General features: G+C 31.2%; 15 protein-coding genes. 8 read left to right on the top strand and 7 right to left on the bottom strand.

Annotated features, from left to right (window positions below; all coding sequences use genetic code 11):
• Positions 1-9 precede the first annotated feature (9 nt).
• From GCL57_RS13035 to GCL57_RS13050, 4 genes are read left to right on the top strand one after another with little or no spacing between them, the layout of a single operon-like run.
• A complete protein-coding gene (locus GCL57_RS13035) occupies positions 10-804 on the top strand; it encodes a flagella basal body P-ring formation protein FlgA (protein ID WP_152213795.1) in 795 nt (264 codons plus the stop codon).
• A complete protein-coding gene (locus tag GCL57_RS13040; protein WP_152213796.1) occupies positions 791-2,062 on the top strand; it encodes an FtsB/FtsL family cell division protein in 1,272 nt (423 codons plus the stop codon). The genes GCL57_RS13035 and GCL57_RS13040 overlap by 14 nt, the downstream gene beginning before the upstream one ends.
• Before the next feature lie 28 nt (positions 2,063-2,090).
• A complete protein-coding gene (locus GCL57_RS13045) occupies positions 2,091-3,167 on the top strand; it encodes a flagellar basal body P-ring protein FlgI (RefSeq protein ID WP_161597759.1) in 1,077 nt (358 codons plus the stop codon).
• Between the two features lie 17 nt (positions 3,168-3,184).
• A complete protein-coding gene (locus GCL57_RS13050) occupies positions 3,185-3,679 on the top strand; it encodes a rod-binding protein (RefSeq protein WP_152213798.1) in 495 nt (164 codons plus the stop codon).
• A gap of 29 nt (positions 3,680-3,708) precedes the next feature.
• Here GCL57_RS13050 and GCL57_RS13055 read toward each other — a convergent pair whose 3' ends face one another.
• From GCL57_RS13055 to GCL57_RS13065, 3 genes are all read right to left on the bottom strand, one after another.
• A complete protein-coding gene (locus GCL57_RS13055; RefSeq protein WP_152213799.1) occupies positions 3,709-4,080 on the bottom strand; it encodes a hypothetical protein in 372 nt (123 codons plus the stop codon).
• Positions 4,077-5,033, bottom strand: a complete 957-nt coding sequence (locus tag GCL57_RS13060; protein ID WP_152213800.1) for a hypothetical protein — start codon at positions 5,031-5,033, stop codon at positions 4,077-4,079. The genes GCL57_RS13055 and GCL57_RS13060 overlap by 4 nt, the downstream gene beginning before the upstream one ends.
• A gap of 62 nt (positions 5,034-5,095) precedes the next feature.
• Entirely contained in the window at positions 5,096-6,811 is a 1,716-nt protein-coding gene (locus GCL57_RS13065) for a hypothetical protein (RefSeq protein WP_152213801.1), read from the bottom strand.
• Between the two features lie 438 nt (positions 6,812-7,249).
• On the opposite strand from GCL57_RS13065, the gene GCL57_RS13070 reads away from it, so the two are divergent.
• Positions 7,250-9,196 (top strand): methyl-accepting chemotaxis protein, encoded by a 1,947-nt coding sequence (locus GCL57_RS13070; protein ID WP_152213802.1) that lies wholly within the window; start codon positions 7,250-7,252, stop codon positions 9,194-9,196.
• Positions 9,197-9,223: 27 nt separating this feature from the next.
• Here the strand turns inward: GCL57_RS13070 and GCL57_RS13075 are convergent, their stop codons facing one another.
• Positions 9,224-10,702, bottom strand: coding sequence for a WD40/YVTN/BNR-like repeat-containing protein (locus GCL57_RS13075; protein ID WP_152213803.1), 1,479 nt, complete (start codon positions 10,700-10,702; stop codon positions 9,224-9,226).
• 230 nt (positions 10,703-10,932) lie between these two features.
• Here GCL57_RS13075 and GCL57_RS13080 point away from each other — a divergent pair, with 230 nt between their 5' ends.
• From GCL57_RS13080 to GCL57_RS13090, 3 genes are all read left to right on the top strand, one after another.
• On the top strand, positions 10,933-12,162 hold the full coding sequence (locus tag GCL57_RS13080; protein WP_152213804.1) for a hypothetical protein: 1,230 nt from the start codon (positions 10,933-10,935) through the stop codon (positions 12,160-12,162).
• Between the two features lie 68 nt (positions 12,163-12,230).
• The gene (locus GCL57_RS13085; protein WP_152213805.1) at positions 12,231-14,579 is read left to right on the top strand and encodes an adenylate/guanylate cyclase domain-containing protein; all 2,349 of its coding nucleotides are present in this window, start codon (positions 12,231-12,233) and stop codon (positions 14,577-14,579) included.
• 10 nt (positions 14,580-14,589) lie between these two features.
• Complete coding sequence (locus GCL57_RS13090) at positions 14,590-15,024, top strand: GatB/YqeY domain-containing protein (protein ID WP_161597760.1); 435 nt, start codon at positions 14,590-14,592, stop codon at positions 15,022-15,024.
• 6 nt (positions 15,025-15,030) lie between these two features.
• On the opposite strand, the gene GCL57_RS13095 is transcribed toward GCL57_RS13090, so the two are convergent.
• The 3 genes from GCL57_RS13095 to GCL57_RS13105 all read right to left on the bottom strand — a co-directional run bounded on the left by GCL57_RS13095 (position 15,031) and on the right by GCL57_RS13105 (position 16,867).
• Positions 15,031-15,498, bottom strand: coding sequence for a hypothetical protein (locus tag GCL57_RS13095; protein WP_152213807.1), 468 nt, complete (start codon positions 15,496-15,498; stop codon positions 15,031-15,033).
• 153 nt (positions 15,499-15,651) lie between these two features.
• Positions 15,652-16,356: a substrate-binding periplasmic protein gene (locus GCL57_RS13100; RefSeq protein WP_152213808.1), complete on the bottom strand. Its 705-nt coding sequence runs from the start codon at positions 16,354-16,356 to the stop codon at positions 15,652-15,654.
• Between the two features lie 58 nt (positions 16,357-16,414).
• Positions 16,415-16,867 carry a hypothetical protein gene (locus GCL57_RS13105; RefSeq protein WP_152213809.1) on the bottom strand — a complete coding sequence of 151 codons (453 nt, stop codon included), beginning with the start codon at positions 16,865-16,867 and terminating at the stop codon, positions 16,415-16,417.
• Positions 16,868-16,881: the final 14 nt, after the last annotated feature.

The raw sequence follows: 16,881 nt of genomic DNA on the forward strand, positions 1-16,881 counted from the left end.
AGGTGATTCATGATTTCTGTACCTCCTCAAATCTATGTTGAATATAAAAACCTAGCTCATGAGCAAATAATGGCAGAAATTCAAAAAGATTTAATTGTGCAAGTATTAAAAAAAAATGGCTATGAAGAAAGTATTATAATTGAAAATCAGTTACAAAAAAATCCAAGTGATAAAGACATTATTTTAAATGTAAATTGTCTTCAATGTCATATTTCTGGAACAGATCTGAATGAGATTATTTATCCATCTATCAGAAAATCAATAAAAAAAAATGACTATACTGTTGAATATTCATTTGATGTGAGTTCTACAAACTTAAAAAACTCCGTTTGGAAAATTGAAGTAACAGATAAAAAATTAATCTACTTTATTTCAGCAAAACAAGGCATTATCCTGAATTCTATTTTAAATTCACAAAATACTGAAATAAAAACATGTATAACAGGTGATGATAAATGTATGCCTAGAATCTCTTTTGCTTCCGCACAAGAAGCAATGGATCAATTAAAATTATTTCTAAATAAAAAAACAAATAAGGACTTAAAACCTGGGCAAGAAATCGATGGAAAAAACTTATCTCAAGAGATCTTCGTACATACAGGAGAAAAAACACGTATTACATACAAACCCACACAGGCTCTCACCATTCAAACATTTGGAAAATCACTTTCAAACGGTGGACTAGGAGAAATAATTCGTGTTCAAATAAACGACTGGTTTGAGAAAAGCTCTGCTTTTCGCCCTACAGGGATCATTGAAGGAACAGTGATTGCGCCAGGTGAGGTTGAATATGCAATCAAATAACAAATATGCAAAAATAATTAAAGATCTCGATTCCATCTGCTTAAATGAAGAAGAGGGATATACCGAAACTTTACAAATAAAAGCAAACCAAGAAAAAAAGGTTAATGCTAAAAAAAGAGTTCATAGAAAACCTGAGCATGAAGTTAAAAACTCATCGAGTGATAGCAATGTTTGGTTTTCAACAATTGATAAATATTTAAGTTCAGTTGAATATGCCTTTGACAAAGGTAACAGCACTAGTAAAAAAGTTTCGACAGCATTCGACAATATTCCTGAACCTACATCTAAAAAATTTGTTTTACGACTCACATTTCTTTTTGTAATTATTGCACTGATTATATTTTTTTCTAGCTGCACTCCCACTTTTAATGCCTCTGCTCAGAATTTCACTCCACGTCCTCTAGTTGGAAATTTAAATGACCCGCAAAGTGACAGCTTAGAAAAAAAAATTGAACGAAATAACTCAACAGAAAATCCACGTAACCAAGAACAGTTATTTATTAAGAGAGAAAATTTATCTATCAAATCGAGAGAGGCGGGATCGACCTCAGGAAGCATATGGGCTGATTCAATGCAGCCTAAATCTCTTGCCACCGATTTTCAGCCAGCTCACGTCGGTGAAATTATCACAGTCAATATTCCAGAAGATCTTCAATACAAACCTGATACAGCTCCTCAAGCGGGGGCTGGGGCTTCGTCTCAAAAATACGACCCCATTAAATCTATGAAATTTGAAGTGGTTGGGTTTGAACCGGGGGGGGATGTTTACTTAAGAGGAAGCAAAACCTATGTCAGTGAAACCGGAGAAACAAAAAGTCTACTCGTTATGGCTAAAATTCCTCAACGCAGTCTTAATAAATTTGAAGTCGATGCAAAAGAAATAACGCAAATTGCTGTTACTGAAAATAATAGTGGACAGGTAAGCGACTACTCTGCAGCAGGCTGGGATCTTACTGTCTCAAGAAAGCTTTCTGGCTATGCTCCTGATCTCAATACTGCAATGGCTTCTCTTGATGGACAAAAGAAAGAACTAGAAACACAAAAGAATGCTTTAAAAGAACAAGAAAAATCTCTTAAAGATGAAGCAGATAGACTTAAAAAAGATCGAAGTCGCCTCGATGCAGAAACAGCTCAAGCTAAAAAAATTCTTGAATCAGCAGTCATCATTGATGGCCCACCGCAAGATTCTGCCGGCGGTAAAGGGAAAAGCGGTAAATCCACAGGCAATGCAGGCGCAGGCAAAGCACCCGCAAAATAATTTTTCACCTTGTTAAAGGAGAATTCGATTGAGAAATTATTTAATCTTCTTCATTTTAGGAAGCCAGATCTTTCTCATTAATTTAATTTTCCTTCAATTTAATTCACATGCTGAAGAAAGCGAACTTCCAGTCAGACTCAAAGATCTTGTTGAAGTGAGAGGAGTGAGAGGAAACTCTCTTTCAGGAATTGGACTTGTGGTTGGATTGCAAGGAACGGGTGACAGCAAAGCGAGTATTGCAACCAACAAAGCAACGTCAACAGTCTTTACCCGCCTTGGAATGACTGTGGCACCAACAGAAGTCATCACAAAAAATATTGCAATAGTTGTTGTTACTGCTGTGTTACCCGCTTTTGCACGCATTGGCGATAAACTCGACATACGTATTTCAAGTATTGGTGATGCACAAAGTTTAGAAGGAGGCACGCTTTTATTGACTACATTAACTGCTGTCGATGGACAAGTTTATGCGACAGCGCAAGGGACTATAAGCCAAGGCACATCTATGGCGGGAGCTGAAGGCGGAGCAGGCCAAGCAGCACGCAGCTCAACCCCTAAAACTGTTTCTTTAACAAATACTGGCATTGTCGAAAAAGAATTTCTTTCTACATTTATTAGCAATAATAACATTGAATTAAGTTTAAGAAGTGCTGACTTTACAACAGCAAATCGCGTAGCAAAAGCTCTTAATGAATATTTTGGAGAATTTATCGCAGATCCAATTAATGCAGGACTTATTTCGGTAAAAATTCCAAATAAAGTCACACGAAACAATCCAAGCTTTAATCCTGTTGCTTTTATGTCAATATTAGAACAAATAAAAGTCACTCCCGACTCTGTTGCTATTGTTGTCATTAATGAAAGGACGGGAACAATAATTTCTGGTAATAATGTCATTATTGAGCCTGTAGCAATCAGTCATGGCAGATTAGAAATTCAAGTTGAAAAGAAAACAGCAAAAGTTGGTGAAATTTCCGCTACCACTTCGGTTGCTGATCTTGTTCGGGCACTTAACAATTTAGGTGCAGGACCTAAAGATATCGTATCAATAATGCAAACATTAGAAATAGCAAAAGCAATTAAAGCACAAATTAAACTTATGTAATAAGTGAGGAACTGACAATGAGAATTGGTTCACTTGATGTTTTGCAAAAAGTTAAAAATAATTCTGAATTAAATACAGATAACAAAAATGACGAGCCTTCACAGACTGTAAAAAATTTATCAAAAAAAGATCAAAAGTTAAAAGAAGCAGAAAACGTCGCAAAAGAATTTGAAACACTCTATATCGATATGATGATAAAAAGCATGCGGCAATCTGCAAAACCAGAAGAAGAAAGCAATGCACACGATATTTTTCAAGGAATGCTAGACGGCGAATATGCAAAGGTCATGGCTGACTCACAAAGTTTTGGAATAAGAGATTTAATTTTAAATTGGATGAAAGAAAATGATCCTGAATTAAATTCAAATGTAAAGTTAGCTAACGATAAAGAAGGAATTGCTAATAGTAAAAAAGAATTAAACAAAGCATCAGATATAATACAAAAAATGAAAAATGATTCATATATGTCAAAAATGGCGATTGAACAGTATAAAATGGAATTAGGAAAATAAATGACAATAGACAATCAAATATAATCTAATTAAAATTCATCTGGCAAATAGATTTCCTCTCCATTTGCCATAACAGTGATAGTCACATTTCCTTTTCTAAATATCTTTGTACCATCATCTCTTACTTCAAGTAATACTCTATTTTGCGGATTTTTTAACCATGTAACATATTCTACAGGCCGCAATTCTCGAACTATCATTTCTTCATTTATTTGATCTTTATCTGTTTTTTTCGAATATTTTTGTTTAAGTTGTGATGAAGAATTTTTTTCAATTTTTGTTACTTCTTTCTCATCATTACTTGTAATATGAAATTTATCATTTTTATTAAAAAAATTATATGTCAAATAAGATATCAAACTGAATCCAAAAACATAAATAGGTAAGTATTTTCTTTTCATAATCCAACCCACACTAAATTATCTGAGTAATTATTACTTCTTGTTAATCTAATAAGAACAAAATTCTTATGGATGTTATTGTTACCACAAAAATCCACTAAAAACTTTTCGTTAAAAAAACATTTTTCAAATAACAGTTTTGAGGATTTCATATAAGGAATCATTTTATAGTAATCATTAAAATAATTACTAAAATTAGGATCTTTTCTTCTCAAACTATCAATAAATAAAAAAACCATATCATTTTCACTCAATCTTTCACTCTTCAAATTTTCAATCGTCTGAATTAAGTCAGAAATAACCTCAGATGAAACTTGGGGAGAATTATTTTCTGCAAAATCAATAAAGCTCAAAAAATTTTTCAATTCTTCTTGCGCCCCATCTTGATATTGCTTTGCATAAGTATTTCCAAGTATATTTTCATATTTTTCATCTGGTTTGCGGAAAGAAGACTTATCACTTATAAATTGTTCAAAACCAATTTTAATATAAGTCGTAGAAAAGTCCCCAAGTTCCTTTTCTTGTTTACAACTTGCTAAATGAGCACTCGTAAAATTATTTAATAATTCAGAAAATAAAGCAACTTCTTCAACTCCTATATTTAATGAAACGTTTGGTCTTAAATATTCCATTAAAATTAATTTTTTGTCAACATCTAGTTGTTTGAACCAACTAAAAAAGCAGCCCCTTACAATTTCTTTCACTGAATTTTGAAAATCTAAGGTTACAGTTAGATCATTATAATTAAATTTTGATCCTAAAAAAATATTTTTTAACCAATTATTAGAATATCCCATCTCTTGAATTGAAAAATTCTCATTTTCAGTATGCAAAAAATATATTTTATCAAGAGTTTGAGAACTTCTAAAACTCCCAAAAATATAATTTAATGGTAATGAAAAAGCATTGCTATTTATAAGCAATAAAAAGATGATAGCATATCTTTTTTTCATATAACCCTCAAACAAAATTCAATGAGAGCTTCACACTTTTAAGTGAAGCTCAAGAAATCTAATTAAAGATTTTCTGGAAGGATATTTCCTTCTGGTGAAGTAGGTGCATTAGTATTTCTATTATTACCACACTGAATTGCGTCTTGCGTGTCGCTGCATGATTGAGATTGTTTAGCAGATTGGGTTGCATCTGTTAATGGAATTGCTTTTGCTTGTTCTCCTTCATTACATGCTCTATATGCTTTCACATGTACGTTCCAAACAAGACAAATATTAGTAGGAATTGAAACACTCATTGAACTTGCTGTTTCAAAGGACAATTCTTTATGTATTTTTAAACCATTCAACATTGTCATTTCTTGAGCATTTATTTGCCAATAATAATTTGGGCGACTTGCTAAAGCAGACACTGCAGACTGTGCCCATCCTGATTGCTGATAGGCTTGGAAAACGTTTTGATGACCGTTATTTTGCTGAGTTCTATCTATAATTTGGCCTTGTTGTTGTTGAATTTGCTGCCAGTATTGAGATTTATCCACAGGAGATAAATTTGATTTCTGTGCTAAAAGTTTCGAAACTTCTGTTTCAAGTGCTTGCACAGCCGCATAATATGCAGCTTTTGTATCGCCAGAATGAATTGTCACTCGACAGAAACTTTGAGATTGAGGACCGCTCATAATCATATTTGAAATTGTATTGTCGTTAAACACAGCTACTTGTTTATTAATAACAGAGCGATCTTTAATTATAAGACCAGGACCAAAATCACAATCAAGTGTGGCTTTATAAGAACCTACCTGTTGGTGTAAAACTCCTTTAATACTGAGAGGGGGTATAAATGGTGATAGGTTACGTGCAAATGAAACGGCACCATTCGTGGTTAAATCAAAGTTAAAGGTTGCTCCACTTAAAGTACCACCCCCTTTAAGTGATGAAAAAATAGGAATCCCAGCTCTTTGGCTTTTTACACCATATGAATCATATTGAAGTTCAGTTAGTGATTCAAAAGATAAACTCGTTAAAGGAATTACAGAAATTTTTAAATTTGGAGCATACTTAGATTTATATGTCTTTATTTTTAATATTTCACCATCTGTAAATCCACCGTAAATATTTCCAGTTATTAATCCGCCATTAGAAGAATTTAAATCTGCTAAATTACGATTTAATCTATTGTGTCTTGCGGTCACAATTTCATTTTCATATATTGGGAAATGAATTCCTGCAGCTCCAAAAATAGTTGCAATATTATTGTAGATTGAAGTTAATACACCTTTAGGAATGCTTTGCTCAAAACTATTTGCTTTTGCTTCAATTTCTTTTTTCTTCTCAAGCGCTTTATTTAAGTAATTCTGATAAATTTGAATATTTGGATCTGAAGGATTTCTTGCAACAGTATCAATGATTATCTTTTCTAAATTACTAACAATTTTGACCGCATTGAAATATTCTTCAGAAGTTAAACTTGAAACTTTGACACTCAAATCGGTTATAACAGATGAACTTGAGACGGCAACATCATTCTTTAAAAATGTTGCAGAAACTCCATCTGCATTGGTTGATGCCTTTAATTTAGGAACATAATAATATTGTGAAGAATCTTGCTGATCTTGATAAACGGGCATGCTCACAACAAAGTCAATAGCTTGCTTGTCATTTTGCTCCATCGTTCTATCAACAGGAAGAGGTAAGGTTGTGGTTTGTGTATTTGGTAAACCCGCATAACTTATTGCGGGCAACATTAAGCCAACGACTGAAAGAAGCGATAAACATTTCATATCATTTCTCCTAGAATATAATTAAGGAAACAAGATCACCATCAGAAAATTTTAAAAATAAGAGTATAATTTAAAGAAACAAATAACATACAAATTTTAAACAAGCAATTAAAAATATAGTTTTATAAAATAATAATTAATTAATTATATTTCGTTTATATAAAGATAAAGACAAATATAATTATCATCAATTAAATAAAAAAAACTATCCATAAATGATTTATTTTATTTTTATTTTAATAGTACACAGCTTATAAAATAGATAAGTAAATTTACAATTAAACTATTCTGCTTTTTTTCCAAATCAAGAGGTAAAAATTTCTTTAAGAGTCAGAGAAAAAACATATTAGAAATAAAGTCATTATCAAAATCATCATTTTCTGATATTTTTATTGAATGAAGTTAAGTTCAAGTAAAAGTTAACCATAAGGTCAAGCTATGATTTTAGAAAAACTTGGCAAATTTCTCGATAAATATAGTTTAAAAGCCAAAGTTATTTTTACAGGCATCTTTGGGATTTCAATAATTGCCGTTATAATTATAACAATTGCAATCTTCAATAATAATATAAGAAACCAAGAAGCAATTCAAAACTATATTAATGAATCGACAGCAGCGATTGATAAAGCAATTTCTACTCAATTTTATGAAAGATACGGTGACGTACAAGCATTTGCAGTTAATTCCGTCTTACAAACAAGCCGCATTGCAGATATGACAAAAATATTTAATGAATATGCTCGTATGTATGGAATCTATGATGTAATTCTCTTTGTTGACACAAAAGGAAATTTCGTTGCCTCAAATGATAAAAGCCCTAATGGCGAAAAAATCAACACCACAAAACTTGCTAAGCAAAATTATGCGAAAGAAGATTGGTTTCAAAACGCTTTTGAAGAAAAATACACGACCGACAAAAACAATGGATTTGATGGCACCTATTTTGAAGATGCAAAAATTGATCCTATTGTTGAAAACGCTTACGGGAAACAAATATTTACTACGAGCTTCAGCACGGTCGTAACAAATTTTGAAGGAAAAAAAATTGGTGTTATTACAAATCGTGCTAATTTTTCGTGGGTTGGAGATGAAATTAAAAATGAATATGAAAATGCGCGTGGTCAAAGCTCCGTCCGTATTGACCTTTTACTATTAAATAAAAATGGTGAACTTCTTGCAGATTTTACAAAAGAAAGTTTTGATAAAAAGGTAACTCTCGATCCGAACTATTCTTCGGAAAAAGCAAAAATGCTTGTAGAATCTCAAACAGTAAAAGATGCATTGAATTCAAATAGCGGTTCTACTACATACTATGATAAAGTATCAAAAAGAGATTCTTATATTGCTTTTGATCATATTAAAAATAAAAAATTTATTCCAAGTATCAACTGGACATTAATTATTAGCATTCCTGAAGATGACATATTTGGCGCAAACAATCGACAAACTTTTTATACTGTAACTATTATTACTTCAACATGGCTCATTTCACTTATTTTTGCACTTTACCTTTCGCTTGGCCTTTCAAAAAAGTTTTCAGAAGTTGCACGCAGACTTGGGATCACTTCCGAGTCCATTCTAAAGTCATCAAAAGAGCTTACGAAACTATTTGATAAAGTCGCTGCAAATGCAGTAAAACAATCACAATCACAAGAACAAACATCTGCAGCATTAACTCAAATACTTGCCATGATCAGCCGTACTGTTGAAAATGTGCAAAGCTCAAAACAAACAGCAACAAGTGTTTCAAATGAAGCACAAGAAGGTAACATTGCAATGGAAAGAATGGAAAAAGCTGTTATAAAAATTGAAGAAACCAATACTTCCCTTGAAGAAATAAGAAAAATAATCAATCAAATTAATACAAAAACTTCTCTCATCAATGACATTGTTTCTAAAACAGAACTTCTCTCCCTAAATGCATCAATTGAAGCCGCGCGTGCTGGTGAATATGGAAAGGGATTTGCAGTCGTTGCTGAAGAAGTAGGAAACCTTGCAAAGACAAGTGGAAATGCTGCTACTGAAATTGAAACACTCATTGCTTCCAGTGCATCAAAAGTAAGTAGCATCATTGAAGAAACCAAACTAAAAGTTATTGAAGGAATCGAGGCAAGTAAGCTAGCAGTGACCATTTTTAAAGGAATTTCAGAAAAAATAGAAGATATTAAACAAAGAGTAGACTCAATAAATGAAGCAACTAATGAACAGAAAATTGGTGTTGAATCAACAACAGATGCAACCAATCTCTTAAGCCAAATGACAAAAGAAAATAGTGATTCAGCTGAGAAAGCTTTAACTACAGCTAAAACTGTAGAACAAGACAGCAACCGCATAGCCCTCAGCATGAATGAAATAAAATATTTAGTATATGGTAAAAAATTCTAAAAAATATAATTCTTTAAGATATTTCCATCACTCAGCAGTTAAATACTGCAAGCCATAACTTGTCCCTAAAAAGACTTTACCTCCACTGACAGAAATTCCCATTAAATTAGTGATTGACATTATTTTTTTAAATTTAAATTGATCTTCTTGCTTGGCATAATAAAGCCCATCTATTTGTTTTTTAAGATTATTATCATCAGAGCAGAAGCTACAGAGAACTGCTGCATAAAGATTTTTTTCGTAAACAAATAATCCATATATTTGTTTTCCATTTCCAACCATATTTTGAACATCCAAAAATTCTTTGTCAGGACCATTTGTCGAGATATACAGTCCATTTTCTCCTCCAACAAAAATATTATTATCAATAACTGCAATTTCATTAAGATATTTATCATTAAATTCAAAATTATTTTTAATAAAAACTCCAGATGTAAAATCATTTGAATAGTATAAATTTTTTTCGCCTGTTGCAAAAATTTTTCCTTGAGAGATATGTAAACCTTTTATATATCTCTCATTTAAACTTATTATTTTTTTAAATTTACCTCTAATTCCTTCTGTTGTATAATATAATCCATCATTCTCTGTTGCAATATAAATAGTATTTCCATCTGCTACTATATTATGTATATCTTCTCTATCTAATAAGGGATCTGTAGTCCTTTCAAAATTTTCTCTATCTTTCGAATAAAAGACTCCTCCATTTTTTCCTTTACATACAAGAAGAATATATTCACCTGAAATTGCCATAATTCTTACATCATGATTTCTTATTGTACTTAAATTTTTAAATGGTTTATTTGGAAAATCATTGCTATGAAATAGCCCTCCCAGTCTATCTCGTTTCTCTCTAGTATTTGTGGCCAAATATATAGATTTTCCAAACGAATAAATTCTATAAACAAATGTACTTTTCAAGCCATTCACCACAGTTGGATTCCGTGTGAAATTTATCTTCTTATAATTTAATAAAGTATCGGATACTAAATGATCATAATTTTTAATATTAGAAACAATTACCTTTAAAACCATAGAATTTAAATCATTTAAATTTAAAAAATATTTAATATATATATTAGCATCAAAATTTCTTTCATTCCTATTTAATTTTGAAAATTTTATAAACTCAGACGGGAAAAAACGAAATGATAACTCAGCTTTATTACTAAAATCATTTAACTCATATTCATTTTTTTTTCCATTAACTAACATAACTATTTTTTTGATCTCTAAAGTGCAATCAAAATTATTTTTTCTCATTTTTAATGAATGAATTGTTGATTTTTTCTCACTATAGGCTATCCACTTTTCTCCCACTTTATGTCCCGTACACGTATCTCCATATATACCTTCAACAAGATATTCCTTTTTTGATATACTTTGGTTATAAGAATTAAGAATAATATCAATATTTACAAAATCATTTATTGAAGTTTTTTTTTGTTTTTCAGAAGCGCAGGCACTTAATAAAATCTGAACAAAAATAATCATATAAAATTTCATTTTAAAACCTTTAATATTAGTATTGAAATTAAATCTTTCGAATAATTTTATATTTTCACAGCACATATAACACTTTGTTTTTACTTATTTTTATAAAATTAGTTTATTTTATTACAATCTCTTCCGAAGAGTCATTTTGTAGAGTTTTTGAAGCTGTTCAAAAATGGAGTTGCACTCTACGCCATTAAACTCTTAGCAAAATCTTAAAAGACCCAGCTAGGGAGGTCTCAATGGTAAAAAATGTAAATAGTTCGGCAAAAGATGATCCGATTTCGGCACTCAGAATGTTTATTCTCGAGAAAAACTTAAATCGTAATGATCTTAATAACAATGATAGAGTATCCCAAATATATAATAAATATATTCTCCTATCAAATGAACAGAAAAACAAAATAATACAATTTACTGCTCAGCAACTACAAAATATATTATATCGAGAAGAATCAATTCATAATCAACTTTATTCATTTTGTCTTATTTCAGGTTTCGAAAAAGAATTTGAACATATTAAAAAATTAGTTGAGCAACTCACTGAAAATAAGTTGGAAATGAATTTATTTAAGAAAATTTGTCAAACATTATTTACAATTATTGACCATGAATATGACATCGATACAATTAATAGCACAGTCGCAGCATATTCACTTGCTTTTTTAATAGAAATTGGAATATATTTAAATAATCAAAACTCAAAAAACAAACACGATACTGAACAGCTTCAACATGTCATTCAGTATATCACTTCTAATTTACTTGCAAGAAGCAATATCAATAATGAAGAAATTAGAATTGCACTTGTCTATTATTTATCCAGAATTAAGGATAAATCCCAGATGTATCTTGACAAAATATTATCACGTTTTGGAGAGAGTTTACTTGAGAGTGTTTTCAACAAATATTTTATTGATCCCAAAAAAAATAAAATCGCATTTTATTTTCTTACAGAACATTTAAATCTTTTTTTAGGAGGATCTGCTTACATTGCTGAAATGAGCAATGCAGTTCTACAATCACAAATGCTAAAAAACTCAAATGAATTCATTATTTTCTTTGAATATTTTGTTAAAGAACAAATTAAAGAGATGAACGATTATAAAAGCTTAACAATACATATTTCATTTCTACTTAAAAAATCCTTTGAAATAAATAATAATGAACTCATAGATGGTCTTAAAAACTTATTACTTATTCATATTGAAGAGAATAAAGACATAAATATGAATCAATATATTGAAGCATGCGATATAATAATTGATATAATTTCTGAAGTCCGCACTAAGAGCTCACGTGACTTTATTTCGCATATAAACACCCAAAATATTGCTCCAAAAAAACTAAAATCAAATAAAATAAAAAAATTAAACCTTCACTCCTCACTTACTAATATACATTTAGAAAATAACTATAAAAAGTATCCTCACCCGTCAGCACTCGAAGAAATTTTACTTTTGGCTAGTTAAAACAATTTTTCCTACTTCTTAAATTACAAATATAAAATAATAGAATAAACAATAAAAAAGGTCTTTCAATGAAAAAAAATGCTTTGCTCTCATTCCCTAAAAAAAAACTTCTTCACATTTTTTTAATGCCTTCATCATTCAAAACAGGTTTAATTATCTGTTTTATCTCACTCTTCCTACTTCTTAGACACTATTCTTTACCTAAAAATGCTCTCGATTTAGTGGGACAATTAGAGCGTGAACTCTACGACATACGTTTTAAAATTCGTGGTCCAATCAAAATGTCAGGTACAGTTGGAGCTCTCACAGCTGATGATAAAAGCATTGAAAAATTTGGTCGCTGGCCTTTTTCTCGCGGAATTTATGAAAAGGTTTTTCAAAACTTAAAAAAAGCTGGAGTAAAATGGATTGGTTTTGATGTTTTTTTTAGCGAGCCTCAAAGAAGATTTCTTGATGAAAGTATCATAGATCTCAAGCAAATTTATCAAGAGAAAAATTTTGGAGCACGATTACAAGAATTAATGCTCACAAGCCCTGGAGATTTTTCCTTAGGAAAAGCTATCGATGAGTTTGGAACAATCACTCAGGGGTTTTATTTCATTGATCACAAATTTCACCTTGAAAATTCGCAATATGATTGGCTTGCAAGTTTTCGCCGTTTAAAAAACTCCTCCATCGATTTTATCGATTTTCCTTCTGGTAAAAAGCTAAAAGACTACAAAGATCTTTTAAGTTATGGGGTCGTTACAAATACAGAAATTATTGCGGGTAAATCTCGCTACGTCGGATTTGCAAATAATCAATCAGATTCAGATGGTCTCATTCGTAAGGCTGGATTAGTTAAGGCTATCGAACCTACAGATGACAAAGGAAATGCCTTAGCTCCTCCCATTGTTGTTCCAAGTTTAGCTCTTTCGCTTGCAGCAAATTATTTAGAAAGTGGAATCGTTGTTCACTTTGATGCAGTGGGAATTGATGGAATTGATCTCTATCCAAGTGACAATAAAAAACCCCAATTAAAATTACCTCTTTTCTATGATGGTCAAGGAAAACTTTTAATAAATCACTATGGAGAATTTGGACGTCTACCTCAACTATCTCTACAAGATGCATATGAAAATAAAATTCCGAAAAATGTCCCGCCCATTCTTGTGTATGGAGGAACTGCGACAGGAACAAATGATAAAAGACCTTCGCCATTTGATGAAAATTTTGACGGCGTTGGACATCATGTAGCTGTTATCGAAAATATATTGACACAAAACTTCATGAAAAGACCTCTCTCAGCACCTGTTCTTGAAATTGCATTATTAGTTTTATCAGGAATCATTTTTTCATATATTTTAAAGAAAATAAACGCAATAAAATCAGCAATTTTTGTCCTTATTTTTATGACTTCTTTTTACTTTATTGACTCTTATTTTCTTTTTGGCAAAGGTAACTGGTATTATGTAGGAATGTTCTATGTTCAAAGTATTTCTATTTATTTTGGCATTACAATTTTTAAATATTTTACTGAAGAACGTGAAAAGAAAAAGGTAAAAAGTGCGTTCCAGTTTTATTTAAATCCAGCAGTTATCAATCAACTGATGGAACAACCAGATAAATTAAAATTAGGCGGAGAAAAAAAGAATTTAACTGTATTTTTCTCGGACGTTAGAGGATTTACTACTATAAGCGAGTCACTTACACCTGAAAAATTAACCGTGCTCTTAAATGAGTATTTCACTCCAATGACAAAAATAATACTTGATTCAAATGGTCTTCTCGATAAATATATTGGAGATGCTGTAATGGCAGTTTGGGGAGCACCAATTCCTATTGAAGATCATCCAGACCGCGCCGTACAATCTAGCCTAAAAATGCTTGATGAGTTGGAAATTTTACAAAAGAAATGGGCTCAAGAGGGTCTACCTTTTCTCGATATTGGTATTGGCCTAAATACAGGTGATATGGTAGTAGGAAACATGGGAAGTGACCAACGCTTTGACTATACAGTCCTCGGCGACGCTGTTAACTTAGGCGCCCGACTTGAAGGAATTAATAAAAACTATGGAACTCGAATTATATGTTCTGAATTCACTAAAAATAGTTTAAAAAATCCTGAAAAATTCCTACTTAGAGAATTGGACAATATTCAAGTCAAAGGAAAGAACGAGCCTGTTCGTATTTACGAAGTCATGCGTTTTCCAGAGGCAGATAAAGAAAAAATCAAAGACCTCATTCGTATTTATGAAGAAGGTTTGAGTTTGTATCGATCTCAAAAATGGGACGAAGCAATTGCCCAGTTCAGGAATGCCTTAAAAATTAAGGCGGAAGATTATCCGAGCAAAGAATTTATCGAACGCTGCAATTATCTTAAAAATGAAGGACTCGACAAAAACTGGAATGGTGTTTGGGTCTTTAAAACGAAATAAAGGAAGAAAAATGGCCTCATTAAAAGAAAAATTAAAAGAAGATCTAAAACTTGCACTTAAAGAACAAGATAAAGAAACCCTTTCAGTCGTCCGTATGTTAATCAGCGCCATTCAGTATGGCGAAACAGCGGCAAAACCTATACCTGAATTCGATTCAGTTCTCACTTATAGAAAGCAATTGCTTGATTCACTGGAAATGTTTCCAAAAGGAAGTGACAAACAAATTCAAATTGAAAAAGAATTGAATATTGTAGAAAAATATATGCCCAAAGCACCCACTGAGCATGAATTACAAAATATTATTAAAGAAAAAATAAACGGAGTGCCAAAAGAAGAGAAAATAAATATTGGCCTCATAATGAAAGAGCTCAAACAAAGTTTTCCAACGTGCGACGGAAAATCTGTAATGGCACTTATCCAAAAAGAAGCAGCTGAGAGAAAGTAATGATAATTACAAATTGCTAAAAGTATACTGAACCTTTAAACCCATTGATATATTGGATAAATTAGCAAGTTCAAATGGGTTTTTTGTGTCATTTTCTAAATTCTTGCCGTAAATAATTGGTTTATTTACAAATGCAAATAAGGGTTCTGCATGAAAACCAGGTTGCTCAGAATTTCTTACATGTCTATTTCCTGAACCGCAATCGGAAAAGGAAAGCTCAACCACACCGACCAAAATACCAACACCAGCACCTATGAGTGTAGCGGTCGCTAACTTTGCTGGAACTTTGTCAGAAGTTTCGTTAGCAACTAAAATCAAGGCCCCCACGCCAGCACCAATTCCTGCACCAAAAAGAGTGTCACGAAAAAGAACAGGGCCAACCTCGCATTGTGCCTGAGCAGATTGCCAACATGGTATAAGAAAAGTTATTGAAGTTAATACAAATTTTAATGTCTTCTTTAATTTCAGTTTCATTCATAGCACCAAAAAGATAAATTTTAAGTGTTTTTATTTGAAATAACAATAAAAACAAAAGCTCACAAAGCAAGATTCCAAAGCCTTGAAAGGTTAACTGAGCATATCTTTTTTTGCAATGTTAAGATTAAAATTTTAATAGAACAAATAGATCTACTTCTCTCTGCAGACTGAGATATAAGAATTAAAAGTTTCTACTATGCTTGGATTCAACTCGACATATTTCTTTGAAAAATAAAATACAAGGGAGTTTTTCGAGTGAAAAACAATTTTGAAATCACTCTTACTCAATTTTTTAATTTTCAAATCATTATAGAAAATTGATTCTGCTGTTAATAAAGCATCAAAGCGACCTAAATTTAACATATCAATGAGCTGGGATGATTGTTTCACACGGTCAGTTATGTTATAATTATTATCACTTAAAAAGTCTTCAAGTGCAGTGCTAAATTTTACTCCTATTGTTGTATTCAACCGAAATGATTTTGAATCAGGATCTAATTTTGAATTTTTTTTCATAACCCAGAGCCAGTTTTGTTCTACAAGTGAATTTGAGGGAACTGCATATTTATTCCTCCGAGAAGTTACAAATGCAGCATAAAATGCATTTGCCTTCCCATTTTTAACGCTTTCTTGCGCACGTGCCCATGGTAAAACCATAATGTCATAATTTTTATTCATTTTTTTAAAAATACAAATAACCATATCGGTAGTAATACCCGAAAGTTTTCCATTATTTGATACTTGATAAGGACTCCAATCTTGGGTAGTTACTATAATTTTATTTGCATATACGAATTTTGCAGAAAAAATGAAAAGATATATATAGACTTTAAAAATTAGATCTAGATATTTCATAAATCTCCAATAATAAGCTTAAAACTTATTTTAAGTCTATGACAAAAAGATTCATACTTCAATTTTTATCTTCAGTCAGTTTCTCTTGCAAAGTTTTAATAAATTCCGCATCATAATCAGCCGCTATTACACTTTCATCTATTCCACCATTAGAAATATATTGAACTGCAAGTTGCAAAAAATTTTTTTCAACTCCCTCTTTCAATAACTTAACAGCTTTAGGAAAGACAAACCAATTGACATCTATCTTTTCTTCCAAAAAATTTAAAACAGAGGGCAATTGATCTTCTTTTTTTGCAGTCAATTCTAGCAAATATCGAGTATTAATATTTTTATTAACATGCCAATCAAATTTTTCGTGCCTAATAAGTTTATTTTTTTTAATAATATTTTTTAAATCATTTTTCTCTAAAGAGACTTCTACTATCTTATTATCCTGCAATGCAAATAAGATTTTAAATGCACTGTCAGATAATTTTATTTTAACAAATAAAAGCAATTTTGCTTTCATATATATCCTATTCT

The sequence above is a fragment of the Fluviispira multicolorata genome, from assembly GCF_009208585.1.
GTDB classification, from domain to species: Bacteria; Bdellovibrionota_B; Oligoflexia; order Silvanigrellales; family Silvanigrellaceae; genus Silvanigrella; species Silvanigrella multicolorata.